14 protein-coding genes are annotated in these 16,569 nt (G+C 27.4%); 5 read left to right on the top strand and 9 right to left on the bottom strand.

Annotation, left to right across the window (positions count from 1 at the left end; genetic code table 11):
- The first annotated feature begins 508 nt into the window (after nucleotides 1-508).
- Nucleotides 509-976: a hypothetical protein gene (locus tag NNC19_RS09950; RefSeq protein WP_310938492.1), complete on the top strand. Its 468-nt coding sequence runs from the start codon at nucleotides 509-511 to the stop codon at nucleotides 974-976.
- A 1-nt stretch (nucleotide 977) separates the two neighbouring features.
- On the opposite strand, the gene NNC19_RS09945 is transcribed toward NNC19_RS09950, so the two are convergent.
- A complete protein-coding gene (locus NNC19_RS09945) occupies nucleotides 978-1,895 on the bottom strand; it encodes a 2-dehydropantoate 2-reductase (protein WP_310938491.1) in 918 nt (305 codons plus the stop codon).
- A 290-nt stretch (nucleotides 1,896-2,185) separates the two neighbouring features.
- On the opposite strand from NNC19_RS09945, the gene NNC19_RS09940 reads away from it, so the two are divergent.
- Nucleotides 2,186-3,778, top strand: coding sequence for an FMN-binding glutamate synthase family protein (locus tag NNC19_RS09940; RefSeq protein ID WP_310938490.1), 1,593 nt, complete (start codon nucleotides 2,186-2,188; stop codon nucleotides 3,776-3,778).
- Between the two features lie 40 nt (nucleotides 3,779-3,818).
- Here NNC19_RS09940 and asnA read toward each other — a convergent pair whose 3' ends face one another.
- The 3 genes from asnA to NNC19_RS09925 all read right to left on the bottom strand — a co-directional run bounded on the left by asnA (nucleotide 3,819) and on the right by NNC19_RS09925 (nucleotide 7,017).
- Entirely contained in the window at nucleotides 3,819-4,832 is a 1,014-nt protein-coding gene (gene asnA / locus NNC19_RS09935) for an aspartate--ammonia ligase (RefSeq protein ID WP_310938489.1), read from the bottom strand.
- 180 nt (nucleotides 4,833-5,012) lie between these two features.
- Complete coding sequence (locus NNC19_RS09930; RefSeq protein WP_310938488.1) at nucleotides 5,013-6,008, bottom strand: HD domain-containing phosphohydrolase; 996 nt, start codon at nucleotides 6,006-6,008, stop codon at nucleotides 5,013-5,015.
- A 133-nt stretch (nucleotides 6,009-6,141) separates the two neighbouring features.
- Complete coding sequence (locus NNC19_RS09925; RefSeq protein WP_310938487.1) at nucleotides 6,142-7,017, bottom strand: helix-turn-helix domain-containing protein; 876 nt, start codon at nucleotides 7,015-7,017, stop codon at nucleotides 6,142-6,144.
- 177 nt (nucleotides 7,018-7,194) lie between these two features.
- Between NNC19_RS09925 and NNC19_RS09920 the strand changes: the two genes are divergently transcribed.
- The 3 genes from NNC19_RS09920 to NNC19_RS09910 all read left to right on the top strand — a co-directional run bounded on the left by NNC19_RS09920 (nucleotide 7,195) and on the right by NNC19_RS09910 (nucleotide 11,617).
- On the top strand, nucleotides 7,195-8,352 hold the full coding sequence (locus NNC19_RS09920; protein ID WP_310938486.1) for an FtsX-like permease family protein: 1,158 nt from the start codon (nucleotides 7,195-7,197) through the stop codon (nucleotides 8,350-8,352).
- Nucleotides 8,345-9,025 carry an ABC transporter ATP-binding protein gene (locus tag NNC19_RS09915; protein ID WP_310938485.1) on the top strand — a complete coding sequence of 227 codons (681 nt, stop codon included), beginning with the start codon at nucleotides 8,345-8,347 and terminating at the stop codon, nucleotides 9,023-9,025. Before NNC19_RS09920 ends, NNC19_RS09915 begins: the two co-directional genes overlap by 8 nt.
- Nucleotides 9,026-9,340: 315 nt before the next feature.
- Nucleotides 9,341-11,617: a SpoIID/LytB domain-containing protein gene (locus tag NNC19_RS09910; protein ID WP_310938484.1), complete on the top strand. Its 2,277-nt coding sequence runs from the start codon at nucleotides 9,341-9,343 to the stop codon at nucleotides 11,615-11,617.
- A gap of 63 nt (nucleotides 11,618-11,680) precedes the next feature.
- Here NNC19_RS09910 and NNC19_RS09905 read toward each other — a convergent pair whose 3' ends face one another.
- The 5 genes from NNC19_RS09905 to NNC19_RS09885 form a co-directional block, all read right to left on the bottom strand.
- The gene (locus NNC19_RS09905) at nucleotides 11,681-12,874 is read right to left on the bottom strand and encodes a multidrug efflux MFS transporter (protein WP_310938483.1); all 1,194 of its coding nucleotides are present in this window, start codon (nucleotides 12,872-12,874) and stop codon (nucleotides 11,681-11,683) included.
- 103 nt (nucleotides 12,875-12,977) lie between these two features.
- A complete protein-coding gene (locus NNC19_RS09900) occupies nucleotides 12,978-13,808 on the bottom strand; it encodes an AraC family transcriptional regulator (RefSeq protein WP_310938482.1) in 831 nt (276 codons plus the stop codon).
- Between the two features lie 70 nt (nucleotides 13,809-13,878).
- A complete protein-coding gene (locus tag NNC19_RS09895) occupies nucleotides 13,879-14,085 on the bottom strand; it encodes a helix-turn-helix transcriptional regulator (protein WP_310938481.1) in 207 nt (68 codons plus the stop codon).
- A gap of 8 nt (nucleotides 14,086-14,093) precedes the next feature.
- Nucleotides 14,094-14,582: a DUF2975 domain-containing protein gene (locus NNC19_RS09890; RefSeq protein ID WP_310938480.1), complete on the bottom strand. Its 489-nt coding sequence runs from the start codon at nucleotides 14,580-14,582 to the stop codon at nucleotides 14,094-14,096.
- A 71-nt stretch (nucleotides 14,583-14,653) separates the two neighbouring features.
- Nucleotides 14,654-16,423, bottom strand: a complete 1,770-nt coding sequence (locus NNC19_RS09885) for a DUF4173 domain-containing protein (RefSeq protein ID WP_310938479.1) — start codon at nucleotides 16,421-16,423, stop codon at nucleotides 14,654-14,656.
- Nucleotides 16,424-16,569 lie beyond the last annotated feature (146 nt).

Here is a 16,569-nt window from a genome sequence, read left to right as displayed (position 1 = left end):
TAAAAATGAATGTTTAAATTTTAATTTTATTTGCATACGTTAACAATTTACACTCTAATACCAATTTCTTTTTTTAGTATACTACATGTTTATACAAAATACAACAGTAAAATAATTAGCAATGATATTGTTAATTATTTTGCACTTTTAAATTTCCGCATAATCACTGAGTTATATCTATATTTTTATTCTTAAAAGATAATCTTTTCTATAAGTATATATAAATTAACCTGTAATTTTTACCGTTTAATCTTGTATACCAGAAGTGATATAGCACAATTCCATTACCAAAATGCATCAGAAATATACAAGTTTATTAATTATTTATGCAAAATATAATATCCTACAACTCTATGTTGAAGAATAAAAATCTAATTTTACATAAAATCTTTAATATTTCTTAATCATTGTTAATAAATTAAAATCCCATATTATTCCATATACTAAAGTAACAATTATAATATGATATAAATATAATAAATGAAAGTACTTATATTAAGAGGAAGTCATGGATTTTAATGGATGGAGCAATTTTGAAGATTTATTAAAAGCTTGTGGATATACTAATCCAAACAATTCAGAAACTAAAAATAACCCAGGATGTTTTGATATACCAAATGGATTTCAAAATTTAAATCCAGAATTATTTGTTGCAATAAGCGGAATACTTGGAGAAATAATTTCAGGTAATATACCCTTTAATGTTCAAAATGCCTTAGGAAATTGGTTTGAGCTACTTGGACAAGTGATACTAACTTATAATGCTCAACAACAATATTTCCAAGGGGGACCCGGAAGATACTTTTGTCCAAATAATTACAATGTAAATAATCCATTTTGCAATACCAACCAAAATAGCAGTACTCAAAATAGCCAAAACTCATCTATTACAAAAAGAATAGATGAGTTAGAATCTCACATAAACACTTTAATGACTGAAATAGAAAAATTACAAAACAAAATTAACTCCTTATAATTTAATACAATCCTTCAATAGCATGAATTATATTTACTACAAATTCATTGTAGGGAGTAGGAATTCCATATTCCTTTCCTGCTTTTACAACAGCTCCATTAATATGATCTATTTCAGTTTCCCTCTTATTTGAAACATCTTGATTCATAGATGTGATAATTTCATAAAAATCCTCATGAATATGTTTTTGGATATTCTTAATTATTTCGTCCTTATTAAAATCCATTCCATCTGCAATCGCTACATCAACTGCTTCTGATAAAATATTTTCTAAAATGTGTGTTGCGTACTTGCTATCATAAATATATCCAACTTTACATCGTAAGATTGCAGTAATGGAATTAAGTGACATATTAATAAATAATTTTCTCCAAATTATCTCCTGAATATTCTCATATATTTTTGTTTCTATATTACATTCTTTAAAAACCTTTTCAATTTTAGAAAGTTTTTCTTCATTATAAATAATCATTCCAATATTTGTTACTCCTATAGCATCATGTGAAATTTTACCTTCGCCTAGATTACGACAATTATGTTCAGTTGTTCCTATTAAAATATTTTCTTTCTTAATGAACTTTTCTAAATCTCTATCATTCCCTGCACCATTTTGCAAAGACATAACTAAGGTATTTTCTCCAAATAAACTTCTATTACTCTCTAATGCAGAAATAGTGTAAATATTCTTTACAAACATTATTACTAAATCCATTTCTCCAATATTAGAAGTATCAATTAAAGCCTGTACTTTATAATTTATTGTTCTTTGAAGCTTCTTTTCAAAAATATTTATACCATTATGGTTAATTGAATCTATTATATGTTTATTTACATCAATCATATATACTTCATTCTCAAGAGATAAATATCCTCCAAACAAATTTCCCATAGCTCCTGCACCAATAATCGTAATTCTCATAGTACCTAATCACTCTCTTTCTTTTATCTATATAATTTAATTTCTAATATAATCTACTCACATACCATGTTATATTGACACACTTGTCATGCTTTCTCAACATATAAACCCAAAAACAAAATTTATGAAATAAAATGCGTATATTTTCCTATAAAAATTAAAATCAAGATCATATTAACTTTAAAACTAATATTAATTTTTAATTAAATTTGCTTAATTTTATTAAGTTATTCATATAATTTATTTATAAATCTTTTTATTAAGTATTAAATTATACAAGGAGGTTATAAATGAATTTAGAACAACCAAATTCAAATGATTGTACAAGAACTTTTAATCGTTCAAGAAACGTAGTTCCTTCAAGTGGATTATGCTCAAGATGCATTGATGGATGCCGTGGAAACTGTGAAGTATTTAAATCTACTTTTCGTGGTAGAGAACTTATCTATCCAGGCCCTTTTGGAGAAATAACTGCTGGTGGAGATAAAGATTATCCAGTAGACTATTCACATTTAAACATACATGGTTATGCACTAGGTGGCAAAGGACTTCCAAATGACGCTGTGGCAAATTCTGATAATGCTCTTTTCCCTACAGTTAATACTGAAACAGAATATGGATGGAACAAAAAAGTAAAAATGAGTGTTCCTATTTTTACAGGAGCGCTTGGCTCAACTGAAATTGCAAGAAACAACTGGGAACACTTTGCTATAGGTGCTGCAATTTCTGGAATAACTATTGTTTGTGGAGAAAATGTTTGTGGAATTGATCCTGGACTTGTATTAGATAGCAATAATAAGGTAAAATTATCACCTGAAATGGATAGACGAATAGAAGTTTACAAAAGATATCATAAAGGATTTGGAGAACTTCTTATACAGATGAACGTTGAAGATACGAGGCTTGGAGTAGCTGAATATATTATAGAAAAACATGGAATAGAAACAATCGAATTAAAATGGGGTCAGGGAGCAAAATGTATAGGAGGCGAAATTAAGGTTAATAGTATTGACCGAGCTTTAGAATTACAAAAAAGAGGATATATAGTGACTCCAGATCCTTCTGATCCAATTAACCAAGCATCTTTTAAAGATGGTTCAATCAAAGAATTTGAAAGACATAGTCGTCTTGGATTTATTAGCGAAGATGGATTTATGACAGAAGTTCAAAGACTTAGAAATCTAGGTTTTAAAAGAATAACGCTAAAGACTGGTGCTTATGGTCTTAGAGAACTTGCCATGGCAATAAAGTGGTCCTCTAAAGCTAAAATTGATTTATTAACTATAGATGGTGCTTCTGGAGGCACTGGAATGAGTCCTTGGAGAATGATGGAAGAATGGGGTATGCCATCTATCTACTTACATTCAGCAGCCTATGAATTCTTAAAACTCTTGCAAGATAAGGGTGAAAAAGTTCCTGATGTTGCTTTTGCTGGAGGTTTTTCTTCTGAAGATGGAATATTTAAAGCATTAGCTTTAGGTTCACCTTTTGTAAAAGCAGTTTGTATGGGTAGAGCTCTTATGATTCCTGGTATGGTAGGAAAGAATATAGATGAATGGATTAAATCTAACAACCTTCCTAAAACAGTTAGTGAATTTGGTAAAACTCCTGAAGAAATATTTGTTTGTTATGAAAAAATTAAAGATTTAGTAGGTTCTAAAGAAATAAAAAATATTCCTCTTGGAGCTATCGGTATTTATAGTTATTCTGATAAAATTAAGGTTGGGCTTCAACAACTTATGGCAGGAGCAAGATGTTTTGATGTTCCTTCTTTGTCTAGAAAAGACCTTATGAGTCTTACTGAAGAATGTACTAATGTAACTAAGATTCCTTATATTATGGATTCTTATAGAGATGAAGCTATTAAGATTTTAAATAGCTAAGTTTATGGCTGTAGCTCTTTAACTACAGCCATTAAAATTATTATAATAAAAATATATTATTTGATTTACATTCTTCTATCATATCATCTGGCCATACAGAAACCTGCACTTCACCTATATGAGCCTTACGTAAAAAATACATACAAAGTCTAGATTGCCCTATTCCACCACCTATACTATATGGTAGGTCACTATTCAATATAGCCTTATGGAAAGGTAATTCACTCCTTTCCATTACATTTGAAACTTTAAGTTGTTTTTCCATAGATTCCTCATCAACTCTTATCCCCATTGATGAAATTTCATAGGCAATTTCTAAAACATCATTCCAAAGTAAAATATCACCATTCAATTCCCAATCATCATAATCTGGAGACCTACCATCATGTTTTTTCCCTGATTTTAATAAGCTCCCTATCTTCATGATAAATACAGCTCGTTTTTCTTTTGTTATAGCATTTTCTCTTTCCTTAGCAGTTAAATCTGGATATATATCTTCTAGTTCTTGTGTTGTAATGAAAAATATTTCATTTGGTAAATCTGTATGAAGATCACGATATAACCTATTAACATAATCCCCTAAATTTTTAACTGCATTATAAATTGTTATTACTGTTTCTTTAAGATATTCCTCTGTTCTATCTGACTTATTAATAGATTTTTCCCAATCCCACTGATCTACATAAATAGAGTGAAGATTATCCATATCATCATCTCTTCTTATAGCATTCATATCTGTATATATTCCATTACCAGGTTCTATTTTGTACTTTCCTAAGGCCATTCTCTTCCACTTTGCAAGTGATTGTACAATTTCAACCTTCTTTTCATCCATTTCTTTTAATGTAAAATCAACAGTTCTCTCTACTCCATTAAGATAATCATTTAATCCACTTTCAGGTGTCACAAAAAGCGGTGCTGAAACTCTTCTAAGATTTAGACCATAAGCAAGTTCTTGTTGAAAAAAATCCTTTATCTTTTTTATTGCCCTTTGGCTTTCCATTTCACTAATTAAAGACTTGTAGTTTTTTGGTATGATTAATTCTCTTGTCATTGTTTCTATTGCTCAAAATATATAGTATATTTTTATAGCAACTCTTCACCTCCCACAAAAATTTATATTTTAATATACAAAATTCCATTAGCACAAATACAGTTTTGCCAATCATAATTATTATATGCAAAAAAGCCATGGATACTTCCACAGCTTAAAATCAAAAAATATATCAAATAATTAAATTATTACTTCTTCTATAAATAAAGTTAAATTCTTTTCCTCTATTAAATTACAAAATTCAAACTTATCTCCACTATTAATCACTAAAATCGGTCTTGTTGTAACTCCTTTATTTTGCATTGTAACTACTGCAATTTTTCCATTGTTTAATTTAACCTGCAATCCATTAGGATAACAATACACTGATTTTGCAAAAGACATATAAATCTCTCTACCGTATCTGTTCATTGCATCAACTGCGATTCTTTCCATTGCAACATGAGGAAGCATTGCTTCTTCTTTTTTTGAGTTATATACATAATCAATATATTCATTACATATACCTAGTATCTTTGCAAATTCATGTATTTTTCCACCGCTAACTCCAAATAAACCTTTTCCATCTTCTCTTTCATACATATTGTAGACAGCCATATATGTTGTAGACATAATTGATGGATTTCTTTTTAGTAATTCATATGCTTTTTTTACATGAGTTTCTTCATCTATAAATAATCTACCTATATCATGTAATAATGCAGCTGTGCAAAGTCTCACCAATTTATCATTATCATAATTTTTTCTACTTCCAACCATTAGAGTTAAGATTGTTACATCTAGTGAATGTACTGCCAGCTGAGATAATTCGTCATTCTGAATTAAGTTATTTATAATTGTAGCATTTTCTGATAAATTGATATTATTAATAATCTCATTGATTATTCCAATGACCTTTTTTTCATCAATATGTTCTTTTTTTCTTATTTCTTCAAATAATGCTTTTAATGCCTTTATCGTTTTAAGTTTTATAGGTGCAGGTAAAGCTTCTTGTAATGTAATTTCATCATTACCATCTTCAATATATAAAGTGGCTACCCCCATTTTCTTTAATCTTTTTATAACATTATCACTTATTTTATTTCCTTTATTTAAAAATAGCATTCCACTTTCTGTATATATTGGGTTAGCTAAAACCTCTCCCACTAATTTATCATTTGCTAAGACCAACTTCATCTTTTGTCACCTCTTAAATTGGTATATATTCATTAACATAACATAAAAATAAATAAGTATAAATAGTCATTTTTAAATTCACAAATATTACTAACTTATTTTCTAATAATAAGTTATATCTTTAAACTTTATATTATTTTAATAATGCCTTTATATCTTTATATTCTCTGCAATAATAATCAGCTCCTGTAAAATCACATGGATTTTTTAAATTCTTAAATGCTGCCCCACCAATTAATATTTTAGGAGATTTTTTTCCAAAGTAATTTTTTATAGTAAATATCATATTTTTAGAAGAATCTATATTATATTCTAAAGTAGTTGAAATGGCTATAAATTCAGGTTTTCTTAGTTCAATTCCATCAATAAGACTTTGAACTGGCACATTAGATCCTAAAAACATTACCTCAAAACCTTCAATTTCTAACATCTCACTAATCATTCTTACGCCAATATTATGAAATTCAGCATTAGCATTCAATAACATTATCTTAGCTTGCTTCCCTCTTTTATTATTTTTCGCTCTTATCTTAACCTCTTTAATAATATCAATACAACTTTCTGATATGAAATGTTCAAGCCATATATCCATTTTTCCAGTTTCCCATAAGTCACCTACTCTTTTTAATGCTTTTTCTATAACATCAAAAAATATATATTCAATACTTTTTCCAACTTCATATAAGTTTAATATAAAATTTCTAGCATAATCCCTATCCCCTCTTAAAAGACTATCTAAATAAATTTCTTCTAATTTTTGACCATTTATCTCATTAATTTCTACATTATTAAAATTCATATTTTTTTGATTTCTTCCTAAAAGATAATCCATCGAAATATCAAATAAATCTGCTATTTTTATTAATTTTTCTATATCTGGAATTCTTGTCCCTTGCTCATAATTAGCCACAGTAGTTTGTCCAACTTTTAAAAATTCCGCTAACTCTTTTTGAGTATATCCTTTATCTTTTCTAAGCTCTCTTATATATTTTGATAATTCCATCCCCATAATATCTTTTCACCTCATTAAAATAATATTATCACGTTTTGTGTATAGTATCAATAAATCAAACATTTCCACTTGATTTATTTCAAAATGTGATATATGATTTATATACAGTTAATAATTATTATTAAAAAGAAATTATTTTTCACTTATCCAAATTATATAAAAGGAGGCTAAATTATGAACCTACCATTCAACATAGCTGTAAGATTCTTAAAATCTAGTAAAGGACAAACTTTACTTATAACACTTGGAATTGCAGTTGGAGTTTCTGTACAAATTTTTATCGGCTCATTGATTCAAGGCTTACAAAAAAGTCTTATTAATAAAACAATAGGCAATTCTCCTCAGATAACTGTATCATCTAATAATGATGATAAACTAATAGATAATTATACCCAAATTAAAGAAACTATAAGTTCTTCAGATGATAGGATAATAAATCTTTCAGTTTCATCAGATGGCCCTGCACTTGTAAAGAAAGATAATAAAAACTATTCTGTACTAGTGAAAGGGATGAATATAGATGAATCTGATAAAATTTATAATATTAAATCTAGAATTTATGAAGGTAATGAACCTGAAAATGATAATGAAGTAATGATTGGTAAAGATTTAGCAAATGAATTGAATTTAAATGTAGGTGATAGCATTGAAGTTATAACAAATTCTGGACAAATAAATAAGCTTACTATAACTGGATTTTTCAACTTAAATGTTGCTTCTTTAAACAAGTCATGGATAATAACTACAATAAAAACATCACAAGAATTATTTTCTATAGGAGATAAGGTTACTAGTATTGAAATGCAGGTAAAAGAAGTCTTCAAAGCTGATGAAATATCACTTAATTTGTCACAACAACTAAGTAGCAATTTAAAAACTGACAATTGGAAATCACAAAATGAAGAATTATTAAGTGGCCTAAATGGTCAAAGTATTTCTAGTATAATGATTCAAGTTTTTGTTTTAATCTCCGTTGCTCTTGCAATAGCTAGTATATTAGCTATAACAGTAATTCAGAAGTCAAAACAGATTGGTATCTTAAAAGCTATGGGTATAAAAGATAGAAGTGCTAGTTTAATATTTCTTTATGAAGGCCTTATACTTGGGGTTCTTGGTGGAATTTTAGGAATAATTCTAGGTTTACTTTTAAGTTTTACTTTTACTAAATTTGCGCTTAACCCTGATGGAACTCCAGTAATTGCCCTTTATATCGATTATGGATTTATAGCCCTATCTGCTCTTATTGCAATTATTTCAGCAACCATAGCTTCATTAATTCCAGCAAGACGTTCCTCTAAACTTAATCCAATGGAGGTGATAAAAAATGGCTAACATTATTGAATTAACAAATATAAACAAAACATATGGTACAATTATTAAAACTCAAGTAATTGATAAGATGAATTTGTCTATAGAAGAAGGAAGTTTTTGTTCTATAATAGGTTCATCTGGAAGTGGAAAAAGTACACTTTTAAATCTTATTGGAACATTAGACAAACCAACTAAAGGTGAAATTTTTATAGATGGTAAATCCACTAGAGATATGAAGAAAAATGAACTTGCTAAACTTAGAAATGAAACTATAGGTTTTATATTTCAATTTCATTATCTTCTTCCTGAATTTACAGCTCTTGAAAATGTATTAATGCCATATAAAATTAAATCTTCAAAAGTATCAAAAGATACACTTAAGAGAGCTGAAGAATTATTAGATCTTGTTGGCCTTAGTAAAGTTAAAAATAATCTAGCTAATAATATGTCTGGTGGTCAGCAACAAAGAACAGCTATAGCACGGGCACTTATGAATAATCCCAAAATAATATTAGCTGATGAGCCAACTGGTAACCTTGATTCGGAATCCACTGAAAATATATATAATTTGATGAAAAAAATAAATGAAACTTATAATACTACTTTTATTATAATAACGCATGATAGAAGAATAGCTGAAAAAACTGATAGAATTATAGAAATACAAGATGGTAAAATAATATCAGATAAATAAGGAACTGCCCTAAATAGAAAGATTAATTTTCTATTTAGGGCACCTTTTCTCATGCATATATAATACTAAATTCATATCTTACAATCATCTCTTCTTCCCCCTTTAAACCAATTGACTGCAAGAATTCTCAAAAATAATTCTTTTGTGCATTTCTCTCCTATTAATCTAATGCCTATCTTTTTAGTCATGTTATTCCTAAATGTCCATAAATACATATCTACTTATGTTCTGATATATTTCGATATATATAGTGTATTTACTTATATACTATAAACGAAAAAAATAAGATTACATATTCGTATCTAGGAGGGGAAAATGAAGAAAAGATTTTTTGCAAATTTCATTGCTATTGTTTTTTTATTTACAACAGTTTTAGTAAATATTCCTCAAAAGGCTTTTGCCTATCAAAACTCTGCATATTACAATGATATACGTATTGGTTTAAAAAGTATGAGTGCAACAAGTATGTCTATTACACTAAATGGATCATATTCATTTAATGGACAAGCTCTTACTTCAGGTTCTAGTTATACTTTAAGTATTAATACTGGTAAAATTATATTTAATGGAGTAAGTTATGATAGTTTTACTCTTGAACCTCTTAACAAAATCAATACTATAACTATTAAAAGTGGCACCAAGACTTATAAATATCTTGGAAGTATTCAATTTAAAATAATTAATGGATTGATATTTCCAGTTAATTCTTTAAACATAGAAGAATACTTAAAAGGTGTTGTTGGTGCTGAAATGTCTGATTATTTTCCGCTTGAAGCTCTAAAATCTCAAGCAGTTTCAGCAAGAAATTATACACTTGATAATATTGGACTATATAACGCTAGTGGTTATGATCTTACAGATACTACTGACACCCAAGTATATCAAGGATACAATGAGACATATACTAATGTAATTAAAGCTGTCAATGATACTTTTGGAATGGTTCAACTATATAATGATACTCTTGTAAGTGCGTATTATTCAGCTAGTAATGGTGGCTATAGTGAAGCATCTGAAAATGTTTGGACTACTGCACTTCCATATTTAAAGGCTAAAGCAGATAGTTTTGATAATAATAATTGGCCAAATGGAAACATTACTCTTACCAATGCACAAATTGACTCACTTTTAAAATCCAAAGGTTATTTAACAAGTGCAGATAAATTTGTAAAATTAGATCTTGCAAGTATAACTCGCTATACAAGTACTAGAGTATCTAATATTGATGTAATATACATTAATTCTTTAGGTACAGAAACTAGAAAATCTTTTGTAAAAAGTAGAGCTTATAGCTTTTTAAATCTACCAAGTGCTATGTACAATGTAAGTTATGATAGTAGTACATCTAGTTACTTATTTACTGGAAAGGGGTATGGTCATGGTATTGGATTAAGCCAACTAGGAGCAAAAGCTAGAGCTCAAGCTGGACAAGACTATACAACAATATTGAATTTCTACTATGATGGCTCTTATACACAAAGTTTATTACCTACTATTAGCGAATTTAATTTAAATAAAACCTCTACTCTTGTTGGGCAAGCTGTTTCTACAAGCACATCAGTAATTGGTGGTTCTGGTTCTGGTTACTTATATAAATATGTAGTTACAAAAGATAGCACAGTTGTATTTACTCAAGATTACTCAGAAAATAGTTCATTTGATTATTCACCTAATTTAGATGGAAATTATAATGTAACATTATATGTTAAAGATAAGCTTTCCAAAAATGATTTTGATAAACAAAAAGTTGTTTCTTTTATAGCTTATAACAAACCAACTATAAATAGTTTAACTGTTAATAACTCAACAATTTCAGTTAATCAACCAATAAACTTTAGTAGCATTATTAGTGATGGTTCAGGTTCAGGTTACTTATATAAATATGAATTAAGTAGCAATGGTGTAGTGTTATTAACTCAAGATTTTAGTGAGTTAAGCACATTAACCTACACTCCAACTACTATAGGTAATTACACATTATCCTTATATATAAGAGATAAAATTTCTACTGAAACTTTTGATAATACTGCCAATTTGAATTTTACTGTAGGTTCAAAGCCACAAATTATAAACACTACATTTAGTGGCACTTTATATGAAAAGAGACCTGTAACAATGTCCACACAGGCTAAATATGATAATACAACTTCACCAGTCTATAGATTTGAAGTATATAATTCATCTGGAATATTAACATATTCTCAAGATTATAGTGCATCATATAATTGTGTATTTACACCAGCTACGTATGGAGATTATTTGGTAAAAGTTTTTGTAAAAAGTACACTAACTGATATTAACTATGATGATGTTAATGAATATACTTTGACTATAAAAAGAGAGCCAGTTGTAGTATCAACACTTCCTATTTCCATTGGAATGACTGGAAATGATGTTACACAAATTCAGACTGGTTTAAGTAACTTAAAATATAAAATAGGCACTATTGATGGAGTATTTGGAACGAAAACTTACAATGCAGTAGTAAGTTTCCAAAAATCAAAATTCATTATGCCAACAGGCATTGTTGACGCAGTTACCTTAAAAGCTCTAAATGATGCTCTTATTTTTAAAATTACTGGCATAAAATAATGAAATAAAAAAATGCACCTTAAATATTAGATTCAAATTCTAATATTTAGAGGTGCATTATTTTTATATTAATTCTAATTTTTTATACACTGAATTATAAACCCATATAGCATTTATAATTAGTAATATACTTGTAATGAAAAATACATATCTTATTCCCAATAAGGCTGATACTTGACCTCCTAAAATGGAACCACCAAATACGCCTAAATACTGTGCTGATACACTAAATCCAAAAATTCTACCAGTAATAGAATCTGGTGTAATTTTCTTTACTAATGTGTTAACAGAAGGTATAAGACCTGCTGTTGCTAGTCCCAACAAAAAGCGAAGACCCATTAGTTGCCAAGGATTATTTACAAATGCTTGGGGAATGAAAATTATTCCTGCTACTATAAGTGTCACTAACATAACCTTCTGTGGTCCCACTTTATCTGAAAGCTTACCAAGTCTTGGTGCTGCAATTATACTTGCCAATCCTGAAGCTGAAAATGCCATTCCTGATATTAAAGCTATATGACTACTATTTGGACTGGATAACTGAGTAACATATATAGTTATAATTGGTTCTATAGAATATAATGCTAATGTTATTACAAAAGATGTTAAAAACATTGTAATAATTATACTTGTATCTGGCATTAAGCTCCATACTTCTTTAGCGCTAAGAACTTTCTTTTCTTCTTTATTAAATGATTCCTTTACAAAAATTACAGTTGTAATAAATGCAATCATCATTAGCGACCCTGTTATAAAAAATACATTTTGTAAGCCAAAGTTCTCCTCTATGTACCCACCAATCATTGGCCCAAGCAATGATCCTGCAATAGATGCTGTTGAAAGTGAACCTAATGCCCATCCTGCATGTTCTTTATCTGTTTGTGTAGCAATAAGTGTTGTGCACGCTGTACTATACCCTGTTATAATTCCCTGTAATATCCTTAGTCCCACAAGCTGATATACATTTTGTGCAAATCCCATAGTAAATATAACTATTGACATTCCAAGACTTGCTCTAAGAAGCATAGGCTTTCTTCCAAACTTATCAGCAGCACGTCCCCAAATTGGAGAAAAAATAGCTGAAACTATAAAAGTAATCCCAAAAGCAATTCCTGAAACCTGTTCAATCAAAGTTGTATCTTGAACTCCAAGATGCCTTATATATAGAGGCATTACAGGTGCTATTTGGCTCATTCCCACATTTGTTACAAACATACCAAACCAGCAAACTATTAAATTTCTTTTCCACATTTTCATGAATATATAAGCCTTCTTTCTTTTGTACTTATGTTATTGTAAAACTGATTAACAATACTATCATAATTTTAACCAAAAGACTGGCTATATACCATGCACTATATTAAACTTCATGGACATTTTTGCTATAAAATTCTGATGGACTCATACCCTCTATTTTTTTAAATATTCTGCTGAAATAAAATTCATCACTAAATCCAAGTTTATTAGCTACCTCTTTCACTTTATTATTTCCATCAATAATAAGTTCTTTAGCCTTATCAATTTTTATTTTATTAAAAAATTCAATTACAGAATATCCAGTGATATCTTTAAAGGTTCTTGATAAATAAGTTGGGGATAACTCTACCATATCAGATAATTCTACTAAAGTTATCTTACTATTTATATTTTTATGCATATAACTAATAATGTTTTCTACCTTAGCTGATACAGAATAATTGTGACTTTCACTTTTTTTATTTCTATAAACTTCATAAATTAATTGTTGCAAAAATGCCTTAGTAATAAACTCATATCCAGGTAATTTATCATTCCAACTATCAACTAATTTTTTAAATATATCATTTATCTTGTAGCAATCCTTTAATTCCTGCATATGACTAAAAGGCAACATCTTAGTCTCCTGTTTGACATCCCATTTATTTTCACTAAACAGTACATTTATATAACTAAAATGTACCGAAAAAAAACATATAGGATCTTTACTATTTGACTCTATTGAATGAAATAAATTTGGATAAAAGTAAAATATCATACCTTCTTTAACTTGATATTTTTTATTTTCAACAGTAACATTTCCAATCCCTCCTGTAAAAAAAATAAGTTCATGGTGGTCAAGAGTTCTTGATATCCTAGCATTAAAGTCCCATGGTCTATTCGATTGCCTCATATTACAATAATGAATGTGAAAAAATAAGTTTTTTATGTTCATCGTTTCTCTCCATTCTTCAATAAGCTTATTAATTAATAAAGAGGTTACTTCAAATGAAATAACCCCTAAACTATTCTTCTGTATATTCGATTATATCTCCAGGTTGACATTCTAATTCCTTGCATATTGCTTCTAATGTAGAAAACCTTATAGCTTTTGCCTTATTATTCTTAAGTATTGAAAGATTAGCATTTGTTATGCCAACTCTTTGAGCCAAATCTTGTAGTGATATTTTTCTTTTTGCCATCATGACATCTAAATTAATTATTATAGCCATATACTCACCTATATTGTTAGATCATTATCTTCTTTATATTTAACTGCCTGCTCAAATACTTTGGAAAGTATACCAACAAAACATCCTACTAGTAAAAATATAAATATTTCAGCATCTGTATGCACACCTTTTGCATCTATATAAATTATATTAAAGCTCTCTTTTCCTATATTCATCAAGAAATTTATCAAATAACATCCAGCTATTGTAAAACAACTAATAGTTATTTTTTTTAAGGCCTTTACATTTTCCCAAATAAAAGGATTTTCTAAAACCAAAGTTTTAATAACCTTTTTAAGCTCTATAACTACTGTAAAAGTAGAAATAACACCTATTGTTAAAAGAATAATTAATATTATCCCATGAACATTTTTTATTATATCGCTAGAAAATGTTTTATAATAAGTAACTCCTGTTAATATAACTCCAAAGAAAAGCATTATACTAAGAATAATGTTTAATATGCTTGATAAAGATTTTTTACCATAGTAGTTCATTTCTATCCTCCAATGTATACTTTAAACATATTTATAACACTATAATACCACATAAATGCATACTTTACATTTTATTTATTATTGTAATAATTATATTCATACCACTTCGAAGTAATTTTCTTTTGATTTATATACTTTTTAAAATCATTTTTATCTAATTTCCCTTCATTAAACGCTTCTAATACAACATCATAACTATCTAATGATAAGTTAGATAAATATCTCATATCTACTTCTTTTATAACTGTATTTAGATTATATTCAGCAATTAATTTATCCATATTACAGAAGTTAATTCCTAAATAAATTATACTGCCTATAAGCACAAAGGATTTAAATAAATCAATGCTTTTCCATAAAGAAATAGCTATAAAAATTAGCATTATTAATACAAATATCATAAAAACACTAGTTACAAATCTTAATTGTGTCATACCAAATTCTTTTATATAAAGGTTCATCTTATATAATGATGTTAAGCCCATATTCATACTTATTACAGTCATTAAAGTATTTAAACCACATGTTAATTTATTTTTGTCTATTTTGCTTTTAAAATAAATAATTATAATAATATTTAAAATCACTACTACAATTAATTGAAAAAATCCACTTCTTGCATAGTTTGAATATTCTTCTGCTGTTAAATCAACTCTATTATACTTTATATATAAATATTTAATTTGTATATAAGTAAATATCAAATAAAGTATATTTATTAGAACTAAAATTGTATTAACCATACTCTTATCTAACTTATTTATTTTTCTCATATACATTGATTTAACTGTAAATTTTAAACTTGAAAATAGATAGAATAAGTATATAAATACTATGATAAATACAATTAATTTTGATATACTTCCTTTTGGACTTATCATAAAAATCGTATTTGTAATACTAGCTATGATATTACCAAATATACTTCCAAACATTTCATCTGCTGATGATAACAAAAGTGTAAGAATAATTAGTAGTGGAATAGAAATTAAAATTCCTTTTAATATTCCATTATATTTATTGTTTTTTAAATTGAGAATTTCTTTTCCATTTATTGCTTTTCTAATCTTTTTAATATGGGGCTTATTAAAAACTCCTATAGTTACATTAGGAAAAATATTACCAAATAAATCTTTACTGCTTAATTTCATTTCTGAAAAACTCATCATATATATTCCTGTTAATAAGGATATTGGTATCATAAATATATTTATTACCCTAAAAAAAGTATTTGTAAATATTCCATATGTTGCACTTAGTAGTATAGATATTATTAAAAAGTATACACCAGTAATATTTATTTTTTTTACTTTTCCTAAAGAAAAGATGAACATTAAAGAAGTTAGCACTACTATTAGAGGGACAGATATTCCAAAATAATTTAGCCCATCTCTTCCTATAAAAAATATAATTGTAATAAGTGCTATTGCTATTGCTATAAATGTATTTTTTATTGTATCCTCTTTTTCCTTTTTATTAAGTTCCACATTGTTGAAATTACTTAATCTACATTCATAAGAACAAAATATTTCAATTAGATTTAAATCTTTATAATCTATATCTTTTGAAGTTATCTTATTTAAAGCTCTAATAGAATTTACATCTTTAATTTCTTTAAATTCAACAATATCTATTAATATAACTCTATAATCTTCTCTGTAATATACAACTTCTTTTTTTGAAATTAATCTTAAATAATTATATTCTATTTTACCTTTTAAGTACTTTTCTAATTCTTCTAAATTTACTTCACCATCCTCTTCAAAGTATTTCAATTTTTCCCCTTCATAAATTAATATGGATGAATTTCTATTCCTTAAAATGTATAAATTTTTCTTCATATTACGTCTCTCCCAATTTATTATTTTCTTAAATAATACCACCTTCTTTTTCAATTATCAATATATTTTTATTGTTTTTCAATAAAAATATATTGATAATTATTATTTGAATTTCTATTTGGAGTTAATTGAAAGACAAATTTCAA

The organism is Clostridium sp. SHJSY1, from assembly GCF_031626875.1.
Classification (GTDB): Bacteria; Bacillota; Clostridia; order Clostridiales; family Clostridiaceae; genus Clostridium.
Note: the sequence above shows the minus strand (reverse complement) of the source record. Positions and strands in the feature narration are given on the sequence as shown.